The sequence below is a fragment of the Rhodococcus sp. 05-340-2 genome, assembly GCF_002258915.1.
Lineage (GTDB): Bacteria > Actinomycetota > Actinomycetes > Mycobacteriales > Mycobacteriaceae > Rhodococcoides.
The window spans coordinates 1-19808 of sequence record NZ_NOYU01000022.1 but is presented as its reverse complement, the minus strand read 5'-3'; the positions used below and the strand labels follow the sequence as shown (position 1 = coordinate 19808).

The following is a 19808-nucleotide window of genomic DNA, read 5'->3' as shown; positions in this document are numbered from 1 at the left end:
AAGGTCGGGTGGACAATGAACAGAACGCTGTATTCGATGATCTGGATGATGGCGATCATCGCCTTGGTTGCATTGATCTGGGGCACAGTCGGATACGTGTATGCCGACGAACATCCGCTGCGCCGAGCGGCGTTCGTCGGTGGCGGAGTGTTGATCTCGGGATGGCTGCTCGTGTTCGCTGCCGTCGGCATCAAGATCTCGCGACTGAAAGCACGCAGGAGAGCAAGCAACTCCGAAGACGACTGAGGACTCGGCCGGGGTGCGGATTGAGAACGCTGTGGGCGGGTACTCCGCCTCGAAGTCTCGACGCGCACACGCCGGTCACCCGCTCGTCGAGTTCCTACCAGTCAGTGCCGAGCAAGGGTCCTCGATGGTCAATCAGCGCAGTACGTCGAAGCAGCAGCGTATTCCGGCACGGCCGGCGACTCGCGAGGAGTATCTGTCGACGTGGTCGACGCTGCACAACCACATCGATCCATCCTCGTCCGCGCTGGTCTCGGGTTGGCTCCGTGTCGTCTACTCGTTGAGCGCGCCGCTGGTGCGCGCGTCCGTCTCCGCTCACGCCGTCACCCTCACCGCCGTCGTCGTGGCAGGAGCGGCAGTGGCTCTGTCGCGACCCGGCACCTCGGCACCACTGATCGCAGCTGTACTGATCGTGATCTCCGGCCTGCTCGACGGTATCGACGGCGGAGTCGCGATGATCGGCCGTTCCCAATCCCAATGGGGGTACCTGCTCGACACCGTCGCCGATCGCTGCAGCGACCTGCTGCTACTGGCCAGCGGTCTTGCTCTCGGAGCCCCGATGCCGCTCGTCGTCGCGGTGGGCGTGACGACGTTGCTACACGAGATGGCCCGTGCCCGCGCAGTGGGTTCCGGCATCGAGGATGTCGGCTTCCTGACGGTGTGGGAGCGTCCCTCGAGGGTGATAGCGGCTGCGGTCACGGCGACTGTCGTCGGTGCCGCCCCGGCTGCTGCCGGAACATCGGCGACCATCGGAATGTCGGTGACGTGCGCACTCGCGGTCGTCGGGTTCACCCAGTTGATGTTCGGGTTGCATCGTCGAGCCGATCGAACTCGGCAGTGACCAGCCAGCCGGCGAGAGCCAGCACATGGAACACGAACATCCACAACATGATTGCCACCCCGCCGCCGATAGCGGTGAGGCCTCCGAACGGCGCACCCAGGTCCACCGGAATCGCCAGGAACAAGATGAATCCGTGTACGAATCCGGTGACGATGGACGAGGTGACGAGTGATCCGACGATCAACGCCCGCCAGCCCACCGCGCGAGGCGCGATCACGCGATAGGTCCACGCCAACGGGACCGACAGGATCAACCACAGGCAGTTGAAGCCGAGGAACACGCGCAGCGTCATGGCACCGATTCCGCCGCCCCCGGTCAATGCGTCGAGCAACCGCGCAACGCAGAGGACGCCGGCCAGTAGGACCGGTGCCGCGGCGAAGAACGGCACCATCGCAAGCCGACCGCGCCAACCGGTGAACGATTCTCGAGTCGGTGCGAACCGCACGATCGCCCGTCGCAGACCCTCACCGTAGAACGTCGCGGGAAATATGGCGATCAGGACGCCGATCGGCCCGAGTTCGACTCCGGCCGTAGCCAATCCATCCACTGCCGCGCGCGCACCGAGGGCGTCGGGCAGCAACGCCGACATGGCGTCGAATCCGCCACGGACCCAGTCCGCCGACACCAACAGGGTGCAGGCGCGGATGGTGAGAAGCAGCAGCGGCACCACGGCGATGACGGCGTAGAAGGTGAGTCCGCCCGCGATCAAGGTGGTGTCCTCGCGGGCGAATCCAGCTTTGATCGCGCCGACTCCCCGCGCTGCCCGGGTGCGTATCGAGGTCATCACGCGGTCATCTCGCGCGGGCACCGAAGTACACGCCGACCGTCACGGCCTCATTCAAGGGTGATGTCCACTCCGTCGATGACCTTGAGAAACGGGCAGATCGACTTTGCCTGCGCCAACACTGCTTCGGCGTCGTCGGTGCCCGGAAGAGAAACCGCGAGGGCGAACCTCGCGTCGTAACCGGATGCGTCGGAGTCGGTGAGTACGACGGTGCCCTTCACCGCGAGATCGTCGACGCTGCCTCCGACGGTTCCGAGCGCGATACGCAGAGATTCGACCAGGCAGCTCGACAGTGCGGCGGCCATCAGCTGCTCGGGGTTGGTGCACTGCCCCGGCCCACCGAGTTGCTCGGGTTCGCGCACACCGAGCGAGAGGACGCCGTCGTCGGAGGTGACTCCCGTTGCGGTGGCAGAGACAGTTGCTGTGTACAGCGCGGTGTTCATCGATGTCGGATGTCCAGTCGGCAGCCGATCGAAACCGCCGGAGCAGGCGGGCGCGAGACGAGACCGAAGGGTACGTGTCGATGTTCACATATCGCACACATCAGTTTGACCGAACCTACTCACGGGTAACGCAGCTGTCAGGGCCGAGCATCACGCTGTGACCCACAGGCATCGGCCAGAAAAAATCGACCACCCGACCGAAAGGGGAGCACCATGAGCACATCCACGTTGATCGCGCAGTTGCGCATCGCACTGCAGCTGACGAACACCGAAATTCAGATCGCGGAAACTCGCGTCGTTCAGGCGCGCACCGAGGCGGTACGCAGGGAGCTGACTCAGAACGCCGCGAACGGACGCGAGCGCGCAGCAGCCATCGAGGAAGCCCTTCGCGGACTCGGCGGACTGCCCGAACTCGTCGCGCCGTTCCTGGGCCGCACACTCGCTGCCGTCAAGACGGTCGCGGAGCAGGCACAGCCGTTCGACGAGGCCCTGCTGGGCGATCTCGCACTCGAGCAGCAGCTCCTGGGCCGCGCCAAGTACATCAAGGCACTGGCCACGGCAGCCGACGAGCCCACCGTCGTCGCACTGGCGTCTCGGCTGGTCACGGCGCACAGCGCAACGGTGGAGTGGCTCGAGACCGTGCTCGCGGAAGACGCCCTCGGCGGACCCGCAGCGCTGCGTCGTACTCCGTTCCAGGCCGCCGCAGGCACCGCAGTCAAGATCGTCAACGCACCGGCAACCTGGTCGGCTCGCGGTCTCGATCGCGCACTGGACGCAGCTCGCGCCACCCCGGACCGCCTCGCAGCGCTTCTGGGCCGCGGCGCTCATGCCGGTGACGTGGCTGTCAGGACTCTGACGGCAAGTCGCGACGCGGCACTCGAGGCAGCCGAGGACGTCACCCGCAGCGAGGGAGTCGATTCGGTCGCCGACGCGATCCACACCGCACGGTCGGCCGGCGGAACCCTGGACGCCGACGAGTTGCCGATCGCGGACTACGACGACCTGAACGTTTCGGACGCCGTCGCCGCCATCAAGGACCTCACGAACCCGGCCGACGTTCGCACCGTCGTGACGTACGAGGAGGCACACAAGAACCGCCACGGAGTCGTGTCCGCAGGACAGACGCGCGTGGCAGCAATCGCCAAGGATGTCATCTCCGTCGACTGACGACGATCGACCGATCCTTCTGCGAATACCGATGCGGCCCGTGAACTTCCGGGCCGCATCGCTGTATTCGAAGCACTCGACTAGGGCTTCAGCAAGACCTTGATCGCTCCGTCCTGCTTCTTCTGGAAGATCTCGTATGCATGCGGAGCTTCCTCGATCGAAAGCTCGTGTGTGGCGAACGAGTCGACACCGAGAGGATCGTCGTCACCGAGCAACGGCAAGATGTCGTCGACCCACTTCTTGACGTTCGCCTGCCCCATGCGGAGCTGAATCTGCTTGTCGAACATGGTCATCAGCGGCAGCGGATCGGCCATACCTCCGTACACCCCGATGATCGAGATGGTTCCGCCGCGGCGGACGATATCGATCGCCGAGTACAACGCGCCGAGCCGATCGACACCGGCCTTCTGCATCATCGGCGCGGCGACCGCGTCCGGGAGCATTCCGACGATCTGCTGCGCGAGTTTGCCGACCGGAGATCCGTGCGCCTCCATGCCCACCGCATCGATGACCGAGTCCGTGCCCCGACCGTCGGTCATCTCGCGAATGACGTCGCCGACGCCACCGCTGTGCTCGGCCAGGTTCACCGTCTCGATTCCCCGTGCCTCGGCGCGGGCGAGTCGCTCGGGAACGAGGTCGACGGCGATCACTCGCGCACCCTTGTGCTGTGCGATGCGTGCTGCCATGTCTCCGATGGGCCCGAGACCGAGAACCGTCACCGATCCTCCGTCGGGAATTGCCGCGTATTCGACGGACTGCCATGCGGTCGGCAACACATCGGAGAGGTAGACGAATCGCGAATCCGGCGGACCCTCCGGCACTTTGATGTGGGTGAACTGTGCCTGCGGGACGCGGAGATACTCGGCCTGACCGCCGGGAACCTGCCCGTAGAGCTTGGAGAAGCCGAACAGTGCTGCGCCCATTCCCTGCTCACGAACCTGGGTGGTCTCGCACTGGGTGTACAGGCTCGAATTGCACATGTAGCAATGCCCACAGGAAATCTGGAACGGAATGACCACTCGGTCTCCGACTGCCAGATCGCCTGTCTGCGAACCGACTTCCTCGACGATGCCCATCGGCTCGTGGCCGAGGATGTCACCTTCGTCCATGAAGGCACCGAGTGTTTCGTACAGATGCAGGTCCGAACCGCAAATGTTGGTGGTCGTGATCTTCACGATCGCGTCCGTCGGCAGTTCTATCCGCGGATCGGGAACGGTGTCCACGCTGACTTTCCTCTTGCCTTGCCAGGTCACTGCGCGCATGTGGTCCTTCCGATGGAACGACTCCGAAGTTCGATGTCGTGCACTGCGCATTGCCTGTTGTGACAGGTGACAAACCCAGACGCCGTGAGTGGTTGGTACCGCCCCGCAGCGGGTAGCCACCACTATGACCGCGCTGTTCTCAGTCGACCCGTCCACCGCTCGCTCTCCCGCACTGCCCACCCCCTGTGGGCCGATCTCCGAGGCCATCACCCGATGCCTGACCGCGGGTGAGCCGAACGGGACTGCGATCGCGCCGGCACCGACCGAGGTCGATCCCACGTCACGAGACGTGCAACTGTCACTCCTTATCTGCTACGAGCTGCACTACCGCGGGTTCGAGGGTGTCGCAGACGCCTGGGAATGGGACCCCGAACTCCTTCGACTCCGAGCCGCGCTCGAATCTGCCTTCCTGACGTACGTACGGGAGAACGTGGAACCCGGCACGGACGCGGTTGCGGAGATGGATGCGCTGTCCGTCGAGGCGACCTCGGGAACCGGTCCGTCATGGTTCCTGCGCGACGAGGGGACATGGGAGCAGATGTGCGAGTACTTCGTGCACCGGTCCGTCTACCACCTCAAGGAAGCCGATCCGCATGCCTGGGCCATCCCCCGATTGACGGGTCAGACCAAGGCGTCGTACGTGGCAGTCGAATTCGACGAGTACGGCGGCGGCAAGGGCGACCGACTGCACCAGCATCTGTGGGCCGAATCGATGGTGGCCGCAAACCTCGATGCGTCGTACCTCGGCTACGTCGATCGCGTTCCGGCGCAGACACTGGCCTGGGTCAATCTCATGTCGTTGTTCGGTTTGCACCGGGGTCTGCGCGGTGCCACGGTCGGCCACCTCGCCGCGACCGAGATCACCTCGTCGCCCGGCTCGCAGCGCTATGTCGAGGGGCTGCGGAGGCTCGACGCCCCCGCGGCATGCATTGCGTTCTACGCCGAGCACGTCGAGGCCGACGCCGTGCACGAGCAGGTGCTACGTCACGACGTGGTCGGAAGTCTTCTGCGCCACGAGCCCGAACTCGCGGAAGACGTGGTGTTCGGAATGCGTGCATTGGATTTCGTCGAGAACGAACTCGCCGACCACGTGATGAGGCGATGGTCTGCCGGTCAGTCCTCGTTGGACTGAGAGGGTCGCCTCTTCGCTCGGTGGCTCGTGTCGCACAGTGGATAGTTCTTGCTGCGCCGACACGTGCACACCGCGACGACGAAGCGATCGGACTCCACTCGCGTACCGTCGTCGAGTTCGATATTCACCGGTCCGTCGATCAGCATCGGTCCGCCGCGAACGATTCTCACCGTGGTGCGAGCAGCTGCCGAGTCATCGTTTGTCGCCACGAACAACCACCAACTCCTCTGTTCGACGACCGGCAGCCAGTACGCCACGAGCTTCGAGCCACTGTGCGCGACGATGCATCACCGGTCCGAAGTCGATCCTTCGTCTGCTGACCTCCGCCACCGAGAATCCGTTGTCGGCGAGCATGTTCACGGTGCGTCGCGGTCCGGAGAACTCCGAGTGGACGACGAGCAACACCCCGCCCGGAGCCAGCAAGGAGGCAGCGGCTCGGCACAGTGGATCGAGCACCATCCGGCCGTCCTCGCCTGCGTCCCAGGCACGGTGCAACCCCATTCCGGTCGGCACGACCTCGGAGGGAACGTACGGAGGATTGCAGAGCACCACGTCGAACGGTTCGAGTTCGGCAGCCTCGGCCAAGGATCCCACTCTGACGTCCACCTCGACCCCGACCGAGCGCGCGTTGCGCTGGGCACAGTGGACTGCACGGGGTGCGATGTCGAATGCCACCACCTCACGTGCACCCAACAGTGCAGCGGTGATGGCCACCGCACCACTTCCGGTGCACATGTCCAGTACTCGCGCACCGGGAACAACACCCGTCGTGGCCGCGATTTCGCACAGCAGAAGCGAATCCTCCTGCGGTTCGTACACGCCGGGATCGGCGTGCACCGACGTCAGGGTTCGAACGGAATCGGATTCGGCTGTCGTCATCGGCATGCCTCCCACGGTGTAGCGATCGTTGTCGTATTCCCGTCGGGCCCGCAGTCAAACCCGTTGCCGTTTCGAGGCTTACGAACGCCCAACCCCGGGTAGTCCTGTGAAGCGTGGTTGAGGAGTAGCCCGCGGTCCCCGTATGTCGACTGTCGACTCCCCCGCGCGCTGGGCAAGAGTTCGGCTGCTCAGGAGAGTGTTCATGATCGTCGTACCGTCCATCACGTCCCCGCTCACGGAAGTGATTCCGTCACTGACCGACTCGCAGAGCCTCGATTCCGAGATGACGCTCTCGGTCGACGAGAGCGCAGGTGCCGACATCGTCGTGCGAGTGATCGGCACGATCGGTGACTCGGACGTTCCTGTTCTGGCCGAGACGCTCGGTGAGGCCGCCGAGCGCGGGCGAGCGTTGATTCTCGACCTGTCGTCGGTGGCAGGCGTTGCCGCCGGTGTCCACTCCGTGCTCGACGCCACCGCCATTCGACTCGGACGATGGAATCAGCAACTGACAGTGATGCTTTCACCAGCTCTGCAGCAGTCCGGCATCGATCTCGTACCGGATCGCGTCGAGGTGCGTCGATCGACGACCAAGTCCGTGATCGCGCCGACAGCAGACCCCAGGTGATCCGATCGGTGACGGTACGGGCACCCGTCGATCCGCGAAAGGTGTTGCTGTGACCACCCCTGACACGACCTACGACGTGCTCGTCGTCGGCGGCGGCAACGCGGGCATCAGTGCGGCAGCGCGGCTGTTGAAGAAGGGCATCACCGACGTCGCGGTGCTCGAGCCCAAGCAGGTGCACACCTATCGCCCACTGTTGTCGTACGTGGGCTCCGGTCAGGCGGCGCTGGCCGAGGCCGAGCGCACCCAGCGTTCGGTGATTCCGACCGGATGCGTGTGGCTGGAAGACTCGGCGACAGCGATCGACCCGGTGAACCGTCTGGTGCGATGTGCTTCGGGCACGGTATACGGCTACCGCGATCTGGTGCTCGGTCAAGGCCTGGACGTCGACAACGACGCGCTGCCCGGGGTGTGGGCTGCTCTCCGATCCCCCAGTGTCACCAGCAATTACCTCGACCGAGCCGAACGCACCTGGCAGCTGGTACGCGATCTGCCTGCCCGCAGCAGCGCGGTGTTCACCGTGCCGCGCCCACCGGTCGGGTGCACCGGCACCACGCTCAAGCCGTTGTTCCTCGCCGCAGACCACTGGACCCGCACCGGCCGCATGCCGGGAATCGACATCACGCTGGTGGTGGACCGCGATCGACTACTGGGTGTCCCGCAACTCGACGAATCGGTGCTCGCACGGCTCCGCGAGCTCGGCGTGCGAATCCTGACCCGCACTGCGGTGACGGCATTGCACCCGGACAGCGGACACATCACCGTCACGGACCACGACGGCGTCGACGAGCGCCTCGGCTACGACATGCTGCACCTCGTACCGCCGTTCCGCGGTCCGAAGTGGCTGCAGGAATCGAACCTGAGCGGGTCCGCGCCGCACGGTGTCGTCGACATCGACGGACGGACTCTGCGCCACCGGGTGTATCCGGAGGTCTGGGCCGCGGGTGACGGCGCAGCCATCGACACCGACTCCTCGGGTGGCGCACTGCGCAAGCAGATTTCGATTCTCGTCGACAATCTGATCGCGGCCCGCAGCGGGCAACCGTTGTCGGAGTACAACGGCTACACCGTCGCGCCCATCGCGGTCGGCGCACACAGCTTGATCGCCGCCGAGTTCGATCGCACCGGAACGCTGACGCCATCGTTGCCGTCGTTCGTCGATCCGCTCAAACCCAGGCGCTCCGCCTGGGCGTTCGACCGATACGGTCTACCGCTGTCCTACTGGAACATGATTCTCGCCGGCCGACTCTGACCGGTCGGGCGACTCCATGAACCCGTCGGGGTCGCGGACGACGACCCGGTGACCGTCGTCCTCCAGCGCACGAAACGCATCGCGCAGGAGCCGTCGAGCCGAGCCGTCGGTAGCACGGACCTCACTGAAATCGACCGTCGTACAGGTGGTTTCGCCGAAACCTTCGACCAACCGAGCAGTGACCGCCTCTGCACCCGCGAATCGAAGATCGCCCTGCAGCTCGACGGTGGTCACGCCCTCCGACTCGGTCACGCTACGGACGGCCGATTCACCGCTGGGTGCGACATGCATCATGTGCAGACCCAGATCGCGTGACAGCTTCTCGAACACCGCCACCCCACGCACGCTGTTGCCGTGCTCGTTCAGTCTCGGCGACAGCACGGCAATCCCCACCTGCCCCGGCAACACACCGATGATCGCCCCGGCCACTCCGCTCTTGGCCGGGATACCCACGGTCGCAAGCCAGCTGCCACTGCCGTCGTACATTCCACAGGTCGCCATGACCGCCAGCACGTGGCGATCGATCGCTGGGTCGAGTACTTGTTCGCCCGTCTCGGGATCCTTCCCGCCGTTCGCCATCACCGCGGCGATCCTGGCGAGGTCGTTGCAGGTCACGGTCACCGCACACTGACGCGCATAGCCGTCGACGACATCGGCGGGCTCGGCTCCGAGATGGCCGACCGACTTCAGTAGGTGCGCGATCGCGGTGTTCCGATCGTCGGATTCCAGTTCGGCCTCGTACACCTGACGGTCGACGGAGAGTTCGCGTCCGGCCATCCTGCTCAGAAGGTCCGTCATTCGCCCCGCCCGCTCTTCGCTCCCGCGGCCTCGGATCATCGAATGCACCGCCAGCGCACCGGCATTGATCAACGGGTTCCGCGGTCTTCCGGTCTCCGATTCCAGCGATATCTCGTTGAACGAGTCGCCCGACGGTTCGACGTCGACGGCCTCGAGCACCGCCTCGATGCCGTTGTCCTCGATGGCGACCGCGTACGCGAGGGCTTTGGCTATCGATTGGATCGAGAATTCGGTGTCGGTATCACCCGCTCCGTGCAGCGATCCCCCGACGGTGGCGAGGGCGACTGCGAACGTGTCGGGATCCGCCGCGGCCACAACCGGGTTGCCCTCGGTCACCGTCCCCCCGTCGAACTGTCGACAGTCCTCCAACACGGACGCGAGATATTCGGGAACAGGCGATCTCATGTGTCCACGCTAGTCCTCGACGAGGAGGTCTTGACATCACGGCCGTGCTGCCGCTTACACTCCTGGTTCCTCGACTGTTGTAGGGCCCCCTCCCGCAGAGATCGGATTTCCTGACGTGCGATTGCGACGCCTGATCGCTACCGATTCGACAGATCGCCTGGCCGTGTACGCACCCGAGTCGGGGGTGTGGGTCGATCTCGATGCCGCCGTGTCGACGTTGGGTGCCGACGAGTCTCTACGCGCACTCACCCGCACCGTGCTCGGGTTTCTCGATGCCGGCGAACGTGCGCGCGACGCGGCCTCGGCCGTGGTTCAGCGCGCGGTGTCCGAGGCAGTCGCGGTGATCGACCGACCGGCACCGACACTTCCGGTGGTTCCGGCGTCGCTTCGCTGCTTCCTCGGTTGGGAGGCTCACTGGGATCTGGCTGCGCACAACCTGGTTCGTCGCAACCTCCCGAAAGCCGTTCCCTTCATCCGCGGATTCGAAGCCGTCACGCGATCGACGTTTCCAGCGCTTCGACCGGGGCCGGGATTCGAGGATCATCCGGTCTACTACACCGGCAACCACCTCACCGTCGTAGCCGACGAGGCTCCGGTCGAGTGGCCGTCCTACAGTCGGGCGCTGGATTTCGAGCTCGAGTTCGGAGCCGTGGTGACCAGGCCCGTCCGCGACGCCTCCGAACGTGAGGCCACCGCGGCGATCGGCGGCTACGTGGTGTTCGACGACATCAGTGCCCGCGATACCCAGTGGGAGGAGCAGCGCCGCACCCCGTTCGGTCCGGTGGTCAAGACCAAGACGTTCGCCAGTTCCATGGGAGCCGACATCGTTACCGCCGACGAGGTGACGCCGCATCTGGACTCGTTGACGGCTACCGTCACGGTCGACGGCGAACTGTGGTCGACGACCGGCACCGCAGGCATGCGGTACTCGGTCGGCGAATCTCTCGCGTATGCCTGTCGCGGCGAAAACGTCTATCCCGGTGAGCTGTTGACGTCCGGCACGCTTCCTCGCGGATGCGGCCTCGAACTCGACCGCTGGATCGACCCTGGCGATCGCGTCGAACTGAGTATCGAGCGAATCGGATCGGTCGCCAATACGATCGGGACTCGCTGAATTTTTCGTTGACTCAGCGCTCGAGATCGGACTTGTCGGTCGATGCGTCCTGGAACATCTCCAGGAACGACCCGAATCCGGATGCTCCCTTGCGTGATTCGTCCATGTTGTGGTCGACGGCTCCCGCCGCCCCCTCGTCGTGTGTCATGTCTTGTAGCCTGCCGCTCGGAAATTGCAGCGAGTCGGGGACGAAGGACACGAATTGGCAACGAAAGGTAACGGACCGATAACGACGAACTCGAAGCTATGGATGGATCGAGCACGGTTTCCATCCATAACTTCGAGTTCGGTAGAGAGAACTAGGAGAGCTCGAACCGATCGAGCATCATGACCTTGTCCCAGGCAGCGACGAAGTCCGCAACGAACTTGTCCTTTGCGTCGTCGCAGGCGTAAACCTCTGCGAGAGCACGCAATTCGGAGTTCGATCCGAACACCAGGTCGTTACGGGTTCCGGTCCACTTCTTCTCACCGGTCGCCGCGTCCTTGGCCTCGTAGATGCCGTCCTCCGCGGTGGGGACCCATTCGGTTCCCATGTCGAGGAGGTTGACGAAGAAGTCGTTGGTGAGCGTTCCGACCTTGTCGGTCAGGACGCCGTGCGACGACTTGCCGAAGTTGGCTCCGAGCACACGCAGTCCGCCGACGAGCACGGTCATCTCGGGTGCGCTGAGCGACAACAGGTTCGCCCGATCGACGAGGGAGTACTCCGCCGGAAGCTTCTGGCCCTTGCCGAGGAAGTTACGGAAACCGTCGGCCTTCGGCTCGAGATCGGAGAACGAATCGACGTCCGTCTGCTCCTGCGTCGCGTCCATGCGACCCGGGGTGAACGGCACGCTGACACCGGACGCCTGCTCGAGCGCGGCAACGCCACCGAGCACGACGAGGTCGGCGAACGAGACCGTTCCGGAGAACGACTGCTGGATTCCTTCGAGCACACGGATGATCTGTGCGAGCTCGTCGGGCTCGTTGACCTCCCAGCCTGCCTGCGGCTGCAGGCGCAGACGGCCACCGTTGGCTCCGCCGCGCTTGTCGCTCACGCGGAACGACGATGCCGCGGCCCAGGCAGCCGAGATCAGCTGGTCCTGAGTCAGTTCGGAACCGAGGATCGCCTGCTTGAGCTCGGCGATCTGAGCGTCGTTGATCAGCTCGTGATCGACGGCCGGGATCGGGTCCTGCCAGAGCAGTGGCTCCGCCGGAACCTCGGGGCCGAGGTAACGCGAGACCGGGCCCATGTCACGGTGGGTGAGCTTGAACCAGGCCTTCTGGAATTCCTCTGCGAGCTCCTCGGGGTGGTCGAGCCAGCGACGGGTGATCTGCTCGTAGATCGGGTCGACGCGCATCGCGATGTCGGAGGTCAGCATCGACGGGTGGCGACGCTTGGTGGGATCGGCGGGATCGGGAACGAGATCTGCGCCCTCGCCGTTCTTCGGGCGCCACTGGTGCGCACCTGCGGGGCTCTTGTGGAGCTCCCACTCGAATCCGTACAGCGTCTCGAGGAAGCTGTTGTCCCACTGGGTGGGCGTGGGGGTCCAGATGACTTCGAGGCCACTGGTGATCGCGTCCGCACCGACACCGCTCTGGTAGCTGTTCTTCCAGCCGAGGCCCATCTGCTCGATGGGTGCACCCTCGGGCTCGGCACCGATGTGCTCGTCGGGATCCGCTGCACCGTGCGTCTTACCGAAGGTGTGTCCACCGACGGCGAGTGCCGCGGTCTCGATGTCGTTCATGGCCATCCGGCCGAACGTCTCGCGGATGTCCAGTGCGGACTGCACCGGATCCGGGTTGCCGTTGGGGCCCTCGGGGTTGACGTAGATCAAGCCCATCTGCACTGCGGCCAAGGGGTTTTCGAGACTCGTGCGGTCACCGTTGTAGCGCTCGTCTCCGAGCCAGGTCTGCTCCGGGCCCCAGTAGACGTCCTCGTCCGGCTCCCAGGCGTCGACGCGGCCGCCGGCGAAACCGTAGGTGGGCAGGCCCATCGACTCGATGGCGACGTTACCGGTGAGCACGATGAGGTCGGCCCAGGAGAGCTTACGGCCGTACTTCTGCTTGACCGGCCAGATCAGACGACGAGCCTTGTCCAGGCTGGCGTTGTCCGGCCAGCTGTTCAGGGGTGCGAAGCGCTGCATGCCCGCTCCGGCACCGCCGCGTCCGTCCTGCTTGCGGTAGGTGCCCGCTGCGTGCCATGCCATGCGAATGAAGAAGGGGCCGTAGTGACCGAAGTCTGCAGGCCACCAGGGCTGCGAGTTGGTCATGAGGGCTTCGATGTCGCGCTTGACCTCGGCGAGGTCGAGGGAGTTGAACTCGGCTGCGTAGTCGTAATCGGCACCCATCGGGTCGCCGACGGCCGGGTTCTTCTTGAGAATCTTGAGATTCAGAGCCTTGGGCCACCACTCACGGTTGCCGCCACCCTCGACGGGCATCGGCATCGAGTCGTGCATGACGGGACACTTGCCACCCGACTCCTGTGGCTGGTCCTCGTTCATCTCTTTTTCGCGTGTTACGTGATCTTCTGACACGTGCTTCCTTCCAGGGTGTGACGATCGGGCTGTGATCGAGGTCGGTTCACGAACTCTGCTGTATCCGAGAACCGGGAGGGAACGAAACAGGAGCTGTCGACTGCCCCCGAGCAGTCGAACACTGTGCGCAGAAGCCCCAGTAGATGACTTCCGCCTCGTCGATCGTGAAACCGACGGAGTCCGATGCGGTGAGACACGGCGTTTCGCCGACCGCGCAGTCCACGTCTGCGATGACGCCGCAGGAGCGGCACACCGCGTGGTGGTGGTTGTCGCCGACACGAGATTCGTACCGGGCGGGAGATCCTGCCGGTTCGATTCGCCGTACGAGGCGCGCCGCGGTCAACGCATTGAGCACGTCGTACACGGTTTGCCGAGACACCTCGGGCAGCACCGATCGCACGAGTCCGAGGATCGTGTCGGTGTCTGCATGAGGATTGGATCCGACGACCTCCAGCACCGCGACCCTGGGTCGGGTCACGCGCATATCGGCGGTGCGTAACAGCTCCGCGTACGGTGAGATCGGCATCACAGTAATACTATCCTCCGCTTTTCTGGACAAAGTCAAGTATGCAGCCCAACTCACCGGATGTCGACCGCAACGCCGCCCCGGAGCGAACACGACGCCCACTGTTCGCTCTCCCGTCGCTCCCTCGTGGGATTCGACCCGACCTCAGGCCAGTGCCAGGAACAGCTTCTCCAGTTCGGCCTCGGTCATCGGCTCCTTTTCGCCCGCACTCTCACCCGTCATGCATTCACGCAGACCGGTGGCCACGATCTTGAATCCGGCCTTGTCCAGTGCGCGGGAGACCGCGGCGAGCTGAGTGACCACATCCTTGCAATCGCGTCCGTTCTCGATCATCCCGATCACGCCGGCAAGCTGACCGTGCGCACGCTTGAGCCGGTTCAATACCAGTGCGATGCTGTCTTCGTCGCCGATCATGTCGATCCCCTCGATGGTTGTGGTAATGAACCCGATGGTACCCCCGGGGGCATCAAGGGTGATCGGATCCGGTACCGCCCAGTGCCGCAATCGCTGCCTGCAGTTTCGCGGTGGCCTCGGAGGCGACCGCACCCAACTCGGGCTCACCGGTGACCTCGACCATGATTGCCGGGTTCATCGCCTCGACGACGACGGATCCCACCACTGCCGTGTTCTCTCGGACCACCACGTTGCACGGCAACAGCAGACCGATCTGCTTCATCACTCCGACGGCGCGATGAGCCAGTCCCGGGTTGCAGGCGCCGAGGATCACGTAGCGCTCCATGTCCTCGCCGAGCTTGGCTTTCAGGGTGGCCTGCATGTCGATTTCGGTGAGAACACCGAATCCTTGCTCCGACAACGCCTTCCTCGTGTTGTCGATCGCAGTGTCGAAATCGGTGTCGGTCAATGTGGTGGACAATGCGATGTTCATGGTGACTCCTCGGAGATTGTTGTATCAGTGCGAAAAGCGGATGGAGGGCAGCACCGCGCGCAGCCACGCCGGCGACCACCAGGCACCGTGCCCGGTCAACCGCAACAGGACAGGAAGCAGCACGAGCCGAACGAGAAATGCGTCGAGCAGTACAGCGACACCGAGGATGATGCCCATCTCCTTGGGTGGCAACGGTTCGGACAGTGCGAACGTGAAGAACACTGCCACCATCACCGCTGCTGCGGCAAAGATGACCCGCCCCGAGTGGGCCAACCCGTCGACCTGAGCAACCTTGGAATCACCCGAGCGCTCGTAGTGTTCCTTGGCGGTGGCCAGCAGGAACACCGTGTAGTCCATGGCGATGGCGAAGATCATCGCGAAGAAGAACACCGGGCCCCAGCCGTCGAGGAATCCTTGCGGCGTGAAGCCGAGCAGTGACGCGCCGTGGCCGTCCTGGAAGATCAACTTGGCGACTCCGAAGGCTGCGGCAGTCGACAGCAGGCTCACCAGAGTGCCGAGCAGCGCGATCAGCGGGGCCTGCAGCGCCACCAGAAGCAGCACGAAACCGAGGACGAGGATGATCCCGACGACGATCGGCAGGTAGTCGTTCAAGGCCTGCTGAAGATCCAGGTTCTCGGCAGGTGCTCCTCCGACGAGTGCCGAATCGGGCAGCGCGGCGCGCAGATCCGCGAGAATCGAGCCCATCGCTTCGTCGGACGGATCCACCGACGGAATTGCCTGCAGCAGTGCATATCCGGATCCGTCGGTCGCGGTCTGTGGCGGCGTCACCATCGAGATCCCGTCGACCCCCGCAGCGGCAGTCGCGGTGTCGAGAGCATCGGCGTCGGGAACCACGATCTGCAGCGAACCCGGTGCGCCCGGGCCGAATTGAGCCTGCACCAACTCGTAGCCCTGCCGCACCGGCGCATCCTCCGGCACCACGGCGATGGACGGCATCGCCACCTTCAAGCCGAGCACCGGAAGTGCCAGGGCGATCAGAATCCCCACGGAGACGACGGCGAACGGCCACGGGTGCTTGTGCAACAACTCGCCCCATGCTGCGAACTTCGGGGATCGATGCTCCTGACGCTTGGCGTACGGCAACGATGCGGCGTTGACCTTCGGTCCGAGCGCCCCCAATGCCGCAGGCAGCAGCGTCATGGTCGCCAGCAACACGAAGGCGACGGCCAGCATGATCCCGACAGCCATGGTGCGCACCGCAGGCGCAGGGACGAGCAGTACTGCGGACAGACTCACCAACACCGTCAGACCGGACAACACGACGGCTTTGCCTGCGGTGTCCATGGTTTCGGCCACTGCCGCCCGAGGGTCGGCGTTTCGCAACGCATCACGGAATCGAGCGACGATGAACAGCGCGTAGTCGATTCCGAGCGCGAGGGCGAACATCATCGCGAAGTTCATGGCCCACACCGAGATCGGCGTGACGCCGTTCAGCAGGACGAGACCACCGGCGGATGCGACGAGCCCGGCGACGGTGAGCAGCAGCGGCAATCCCGCGGCGACGAGTGATCCGAAGGCAAGCACCATGATCGCCAAAGTGACCGGCCACGAGAACAGTTCGGCTTGGATCATCGCATCGTGGTTCGCCTTGTTGAAGTCCGACCACAGGGCCGAGGAACCGGTGGGGTACACCTCGATTCCGTCGCTCGAGAGCGCGGTCAACCGTTCCTTCACATCGTCGACGGCTTTGACCATCTCGTCGGTCGTGCCGTTCGCGCCGGCGATGACGATGCCGGTTCGGCCGTCCGGGCTGATCGTCATACCCGGTTGCGGGGCGACGACGTCCCCGAATCTGGAGTCACCGGCGAATACGTCGGACACGTCGGCAATCACATCTTGGACGGCGGCATCGGTGATGGGTGCCGTGTAGGAGTGGACGACCACCTGCACCGCCGCCGAGGAATTGCCGCCGAAGTGCTGCTGGGCCAGCTCTCGAACCTGTACGGATTCGGATCCGTTCGCCTGCCATCCCGCTCCGGCGAGAGACGAGAACACCGAGGGCGCAAACGAACCGAGGGCCACGAGCACGATGAGCCACACGCCGAACACCCATCGACGGTGCGTCACCATCGAGCCGCCCGCGCGGCCGAGCAGGCCCGGCTCGGCCACAGGCCGATCATCCGGTGGACGAACAACTTCGGCATCGCGCAGCGACATGGTGCTCCTATACGGGTGGGGGTATCGAACGAGGCAGACGAAACCCCGGAACGATCGAACGTGCCCACCCTCGCACATACCCAAGGGGGTATGCAAGTACCCCTGGGGGTATCACCTCCAGGGGTACTCGAATGTCAGAGTCGACGGACTGCTGTTGTCATCCGCCGGTCAACGCCTGCCGTTCCACTGTTTCTCGATGCCGCGCAACACCTCGAGCGTCCGAGCCGAATCGGCATCGACTGCCATCCTCGACCGAGCGCGCTCGAGCGCACGCTCGGCACGAACGACCGCACGGTGCCCCGAGTCGGTGGCCTCGACCATGTACTGCTGCCGATTTCGCGGATTGACGCTCCGCACCAGCAGCCCCGACTCCACGAGACTGGCCGTCGTGGCGGTGATACTCGTCCGGTGCCGTACCAACTCCCGCGACAGCGCACTGTAGGACATCGGCCCTCGCCTGGACACCAGTTCCAGCACCTCGTACCTCGCCCAGCTCAGCCCCTGTGCGTCCAGTGCCTCCGCCAGACGAACGCGCGCGGCCGACGCCATGCGCAGCACTGTGGACACGATTTCGAGCTCGGTGGAATGGACCGGCGAGGTACCACCGTCGAACGATTCAGCGAGGGCAGTCATCGGACACTCCCCTACTTGATCTCTGCGAGGACGGTGCCTTGGGTGATGGCGTCGCCTGCGGTAACGGTCAGGCCGGTGATGGTGCCTGCTTTGTGGGCGTTGACGGGGTTTTCCATTTTCATCGCTTCGAGGACGGCGATGAGGTCACCGGCGTCGACGGTTTGGCCTTCGTCGACGGCGACCTTGACCACGGTGCCCTGCATCGGTGCGGTCACCGCATCACCGGATGCCGCGCCTGCTCCGGCTCCGCCGCGGGTGCGGGCTTTGGGTTTACGGCGCACCGCACCTGCAGCACCGCCGCCACCTCCGTTACCGAGGGACAGTTCCCCGGGCAGGGACACCTCGACACGGCGGCCGCCGACCTCGACGACCACGGACTGACGCGGCAGGACCTCGTCGTCGTCGAGCGGTTGCCCGGCGGTGAACGGGGGAACCTGGTTGTCCCACTCGGTCTCGATCCAGCGGGTGTGCACCGAGAACGACTCCCCGTCGCCGATGAACGCCGGATCGGAGACCACTGCGGCGTGGAACGGAATCACCGTCGCCAACCCTTGGACATCGAATTCGGCCAACGCCCGACGCGACCGCGCGAGCGCTTCCTCACGGGTCGCTCCGGTGACGATGAGCTTGGCGAGCATCGAGTCGAACTGGCCACCGATCACCGAGCCGGATTCGACACCGGAATCGACGCGAACACCCGGTCCCGACGGCGCGGTGAAGGTGGTGACCGGTCCGGGGGCGGGCAGGAACCCGCGTCCGGCGTCTTCGCCGTTGATCCTGAACTCGAACGAATGCCCCCGCGGCTCGGGATCTTCGGTGATGGACAGTTCTTCGCCGTTGGCGATGCGGAACTGCTGCAGCACCAGGTCGATGCCCGAGGTTTCCTCGGTGACGGGATGCTCGACCTGCAGACGGGTATTGACCTCCAAGAAGCTCACGAGCCCGTCCTGGCCGACGAGGTACTCCACCGTGCCGGCACCGTAGTAGCCGGCTTCGAGGCAGATGGCCTTCGCCGACGAATGGATCTCCTTGCGTTGGGCGTCGGTGAGGAACGGGGCGGGTGCTTCCTCGACGAGCTTCTGGAAGCGGCGTTGCAGGGAGCAGTCGCGGGTGCCGGCGACGACGACGTTGCCGTGGGTGTCGGCGATGACCTGCGCTTCGACGTGGCGCGGCTTGTCGAGGTACCGCTCGACGAAGCACTCCCCGCGCCCGAACGCGGCGACGGCTTCGCGGGTGGCGGAGTCGAACAGTTCGGGGATTTCCTCGCGGGTGCGGGCCACTTTCATGCCGCGGCCGCCGCCACCGAACGCGGCTTTGATCGCGATCGGGAGGCCGTGTTCGTCGGCGAAGGCGAGGATCTCGTCGGCGTCCTTGACCGGCTCGGACGTGCCGGGGACCGACGGGGCTTTGGCGCGGGCGGCGATGTGGCGGGCGGTGACCTTGTCGCCGAGGTCGCGGATCGACTGCGGGGACGGTCCGATCCAGATCAGGCCGGCATCGATCACGGCCTGCGCGAACTCGGCGTTCTCGGAGAGGAATCCGTAGCCGGGGTGGATGGCGTCGGCCCCGGACTTGGCGGCGGCGTCGAGGATCTTGTCGATCACCAGATACGACTCCGCCGATGTCTGCCCACCGAGCGCGAAGGCTTCGTCGGCAAGGCGTACGAACGGGGCATCGGCATCGGGCTCGGCATACACAGCGACACTGGCCAACCCGGCATCGGCGGCCGCCCGGATCACCCGCACCGCGATCTCACCACGATTGGCGACAAGAACCTTCGAGATTTTCTTATGGGAAGTCGAGGTGGTCATGTACTGAAATTCCTTTACTGGCCATATCGGGCATTGACGAAAAGAGCTGGGGCACTTGCAAGTCCGTATCGATGCAGATCCTCGGGGCGACCCCACAGATCCAATACCACCGGAGCTTCGGCGACAACGGACGACTGCGCCGCGGTCAGAACAGCAACAACGGCCGCGATGTCGGTGTCGGTCGGAGATCCGCGAAACGACCAACCAGACGACGCAGCAACATGATTCGCTTCGCTCATAGTGGGATGTTTCCGTGTTTCTTGGGTGGGAGGGTGACTTGTTTGCGTTCGAGCAGTCGTAGGGCGGTGACGATCTGGCC

At 64.7% G+C, this 19808-nt stretch carries 22 protein-coding genes; 7 read left to right on the top strand and 15 right to left on the bottom strand.

The annotated features are described in order from the left end of the window. The first annotated feature begins 15 nt into the window (after positions 1-15). Positions 16-246 carry a hypothetical protein gene (locus tag CH271_RS10930; RefSeq protein ID WP_230596266.1) on the top strand — a complete coding sequence of 77 codons (231 nt, stop codon included), beginning with the start codon at positions 16-18 and terminating at the stop codon, positions 244-246. 13 nt (positions 247-259) lie between these two features. Continuing rightward, positions 260-1084 (top strand): CDP-alcohol phosphatidyltransferase family protein, encoded by an 825-nt coding sequence (locus tag CH271_RS10925; RefSeq protein ID WP_094633601.1) that lies wholly within the window; start codon positions 260-262, stop codon positions 1082-1084. Here the strand turns inward: CH271_RS10925 and CH271_RS10920 are convergent. Together CH271_RS10920 and CH271_RS10915 are read right to left on the bottom strand one after the other, a co-directional pair. Beyond that, entirely contained in the window at positions 1032-1868 is an 837-nt protein-coding gene (locus CH271_RS10920) for a YihY/virulence factor BrkB family protein (protein WP_037190646.1), read from the bottom strand. The two genes, CH271_RS10925 and CH271_RS10920, sit on opposite strands and share 53 nt — an antisense overlap. A gap of 50 nt (positions 1869-1918) precedes the next feature. After that, positions 1919-2311: an OsmC family protein gene (locus CH271_RS10915; RefSeq protein ID WP_037190645.1), complete on the bottom strand. Its 393-nt coding sequence runs from the start codon at positions 2309-2311 to the stop codon at positions 1919-1921. A 213-nt stretch (positions 2312-2524) separates the two neighbouring features. Between CH271_RS10915 and CH271_RS10910 the strand changes: the two genes are divergently transcribed. Beyond that, a complete protein-coding gene (locus CH271_RS10910) occupies positions 2525-3478 on the top strand; it encodes a hypothetical protein (RefSeq protein ID WP_094633600.1) in 954 nt (317 codons plus the stop codon). Between the two features lie 80 nt (positions 3479-3558). Here CH271_RS10910 and CH271_RS10905 read toward each other — a convergent pair whose 3' ends face one another. Beyond that, positions 3559-4740, bottom strand: coding sequence for a zinc-dependent alcohol dehydrogenase (locus CH271_RS10905; RefSeq protein WP_037190642.1), 1182 nt, complete (start codon positions 4738-4740; stop codon positions 3559-3561). A 124-nt stretch (positions 4741-4864) separates the two neighbouring features. On the opposite strand from CH271_RS10905, the gene CH271_RS10900 reads away from it, so the two are divergent. Then, on the top strand, positions 4865-5872 hold the full coding sequence (locus CH271_RS10900) for an iron-containing redox enzyme family protein (RefSeq protein ID WP_037190641.1): 1008 nt from the start codon (positions 4865-4867) through the stop codon (positions 5870-5872). Here CH271_RS10900 and CH271_RS10895 read toward each other — a convergent pair. Then, positions 5854-6018, bottom strand: a complete 165-nt coding sequence (locus tag CH271_RS10895; RefSeq protein ID WP_082323658.1) for a CDGSH iron-sulfur domain-containing protein — start codon at positions 6016-6018, stop codon at positions 5854-5856. The two genes, CH271_RS10900 and CH271_RS10895, sit on opposite strands and share 19 nt — an antisense overlap. 46 nt (positions 6019-6064) lie before the next feature. Continuing rightward, complete coding sequence (locus tag CH271_RS10890; RefSeq protein WP_037190639.1) at positions 6065-6751, bottom strand: HemK2/MTQ2 family protein methyltransferase; 687 nt, start codon at positions 6749-6751, stop codon at positions 6065-6067. Positions 6752-6953: 202 nt separating this feature from the next. Here CH271_RS10890 and CH271_RS10885 point away from each other — a divergent pair, with 202 nt between their 5' ends. Together CH271_RS10885 and CH271_RS10880 are read left to right on the top strand one after the other, a co-directional pair. Next, a complete protein-coding gene (locus CH271_RS10885) occupies positions 6954-7376 on the top strand; it encodes a hypothetical protein (protein ID WP_143546042.1) in 423 nt (140 codons plus the stop codon). A gap of 49 nt (positions 7377-7425) precedes the next feature. After that, positions 7426-8625, top strand: coding sequence for an NAD(P)/FAD-dependent oxidoreductase (locus CH271_RS10880; RefSeq protein ID WP_037190637.1), 1200 nt, complete (start codon positions 7426-7428; stop codon positions 8623-8625). On the opposite strand, the gene glsA is transcribed toward CH271_RS10880, so the two are convergent. Next, positions 8581-9828, bottom strand: a complete 1248-nt coding sequence (gene glsA / locus CH271_RS10875; protein WP_094633598.1) for a glutaminase A — start codon at positions 9826-9828, stop codon at positions 8581-8583. The two genes, CH271_RS10880 and glsA, sit on opposite strands and share 45 nt — an antisense overlap. A gap of 115 nt (positions 9829-9943) precedes the next feature. On the opposite strand from glsA, the gene CH271_RS10870 reads away from it, so the two are divergent. Continuing rightward, positions 9944-10942: a fumarylacetoacetate hydrolase family protein gene (locus tag CH271_RS10870; protein WP_179274854.1), complete on the top strand. Its 999-nt coding sequence runs from the start codon at positions 9944-9946 to the stop codon at positions 10940-10942. 13 nt (positions 10943-10955) lie between these two features. Here the strand turns inward: CH271_RS10870 and CH271_RS29285 are convergent, their stop codons facing one another. From CH271_RS29285 to CH271_RS10825, 9 genes are all read right to left on the bottom strand, one after another. Then, positions 10956-11090 (bottom strand): hypothetical protein, encoded by a 135-nt coding sequence (locus tag CH271_RS29285; RefSeq protein WP_255138680.1) that lies wholly within the window; start codon positions 11088-11090, stop codon positions 10956-10958. A 151-nt stretch (positions 11091-11241) separates the two neighbouring features. Then, on the bottom strand, positions 11242-13422 hold the full coding sequence (gene katG, locus CH271_RS10860; protein WP_218828547.1) for a catalase/peroxidase HPI: 2181 nt from the start codon (positions 13420-13422) through the stop codon (positions 11242-11244). A gap of 79 nt (positions 13423-13501) precedes the next feature. Beyond that, the gene (locus CH271_RS10855) at positions 13502-13981 is read right to left on the bottom strand and encodes a Fur family transcriptional regulator (protein WP_094633595.1); all 480 of its coding nucleotides are present in this window, start codon (positions 13979-13981) and stop codon (positions 13502-13504) included. Positions 13982-14125: 144 nt separating this feature from the next. Next, complete coding sequence (locus CH271_RS10850; RefSeq protein ID WP_032397635.1) at positions 14126-14395, bottom strand: metal-sensitive transcriptional regulator; 270 nt, start codon at positions 14393-14395, stop codon at positions 14126-14128. A gap of 52 nt (positions 14396-14447) precedes the next feature. After that, positions 14448-14867: a DUF302 domain-containing protein gene (locus CH271_RS10845; protein WP_094633594.1), complete on the bottom strand. Its 420-nt coding sequence runs from the start codon at positions 14865-14867 to the stop codon at positions 14448-14450. Positions 14868-14891: 24 nt separating this feature from the next. Beyond that, positions 14892-17045 carry an MMPL family transporter gene (locus tag CH271_RS10840; RefSeq protein WP_256986358.1) on the bottom strand — a complete coding sequence of 718 codons (2154 nt, stop codon included), beginning with the start codon at positions 17043-17045 and terminating at the stop codon, positions 14892-14894. A 168-nt stretch (positions 17046-17213) separates the two neighbouring features. Continuing rightward, entirely contained in the window at positions 17214-17678 is a 465-nt protein-coding gene (locus CH271_RS10835) for a MarR family transcriptional regulator (RefSeq protein WP_052047656.1), read from the bottom strand. An 11-nt stretch (positions 17679-17689) separates the two neighbouring features. Further along, positions 17690-19489, bottom strand: coding sequence for an acetyl/propionyl/methylcrotonyl-CoA carboxylase subunit alpha (locus tag CH271_RS10830; protein WP_094633593.1), 1800 nt, complete (start codon positions 19487-19489; stop codon positions 17690-17692). Between the two features lie 14 nt (positions 19490-19503). After that, on the bottom strand, positions 19504-19728 hold the full coding sequence (locus CH271_RS10825) for an acyl-CoA carboxylase epsilon subunit (RefSeq protein WP_094633592.1): 225 nt from the start codon (positions 19726-19728) through the stop codon (positions 19504-19506). Positions 19729-19808: the final 80 nt, after the last annotated feature.

Coding starts and splice junctions, on each gene's coding strand:
- CH271_RS10930 (WP_230596266.1), top strand. CDS start 16: ATGAACAGAACGCTGTATTCGATGATCTGGATGATGGCGATCATCGCC.
- CH271_RS10920 (WP_037190646.1), bottom strand. CDS start 1,868: ATGACCTCGATACGCACCCGGGCAGCGCGGGGAGTCGGCGCGATCAAA.
- CH271_RS10915 (WP_037190645.1), bottom strand. CDS start 2,311: ATGAACACCGCGCTGTACACAGCAACTGTCTCTGCCACCGCAACGGGA.
- CH271_RS10910 (WP_094633600.1), top strand. CDS start 2,525: ATGAGCACATCCACGTTGATCGCGCAGTTGCGCATCGCACTGCAGCTG.
- CH271_RS10905 (WP_037190642.1), bottom strand. CDS start 4,740: ATGCGCGCAGTGACCTGGCAAGGCAAGAGGAAAGTCAGCGTGGACACC.
- CH271_RS10900 (WP_037190641.1), top strand. CDS start 4,865: ATGACCGCGCTGTTCTCAGTCGACCCGTCCACCGCTCGCTCTCCCGCA.
- CH271_RS10895 (WP_082323658.1), bottom strand. CDS start 6,018: ATGCTGATCGACGGACCGGTGAATATCGAACTCGACGACGGTACGCGA.
- CH271_RS10890 (WP_037190639.1), bottom strand. CDS start 6,751: ATGACGACAGCCGAATCCGATTCCGTTCGAACCCTGACGTCGGTGCAC.
- CH271_RS10885 (WP_143546042.1), top strand. CDS start 6,954: ATGATCGTCGTACCGTCCATCACGTCCCCGCTCACGGAAGTGATTCCG.
- glsA (WP_094633598.1), bottom strand. CDS start 9,828: ATGAGATCGCCTGTTCCCGAATATCTCGCGTCCGTGTTGGAGGACTGT.
- CH271_RS29285 (WP_255138680.1), bottom strand. CDS start 11,090: ATGACACACGACGAGGGGGCGGCGGGAGCCGTCGACCACAACATGGAC.
- katG (WP_218828547.1), bottom strand. CDS start 13,422: ATGAACGAGGACCAGCCACAGGAGTCGGGTGGCAAGTGTCCCGTCATG.
- CH271_RS10855 (WP_094633595.1), bottom strand. CDS start 13,981: ATGCCGATCTCACCGTACGCGGAGCTGTTACGCACCGCCGATATGCGC.
- CH271_RS10850 (WP_032397635.1), bottom strand. CDS start 14,395: ATGATCGGCGACGAAGACAGCATCGCACTGGTATTGAACCGGCTCAAG.
- CH271_RS10845 (WP_094633594.1), bottom strand. CDS start 14,867: ATGAACATCGCATTGTCCACCACATTGACCGACACCGATTTCGACACT.
- CH271_RS10840 (WP_256986358.1), bottom strand. CDS start 17,045: ATGTCGCTGCGCGATGCCGAAGTTGTTCGTCCACCGGATGATCGGCCT.
- CH271_RS10835 (WP_052047656.1), bottom strand. CDS start 17,678: ATGACTGCCCTCGCTGAATCGTTCGACGGTGGTACCTCGCCGGTCCAT.
- CH271_RS10830 (WP_094633593.1), bottom strand. CDS start 19,489: ATGACCACCTCGACTTCCCATAAGAAAATCTCGAAGGTTCTTGTCGCC.
- CH271_RS10825 (WP_094633592.1), bottom strand. CDS start 19,728: ATGAGCGAAGCGAATCATGTTGCTGCGTCGTCTGGTTGGTCGTTTCGC.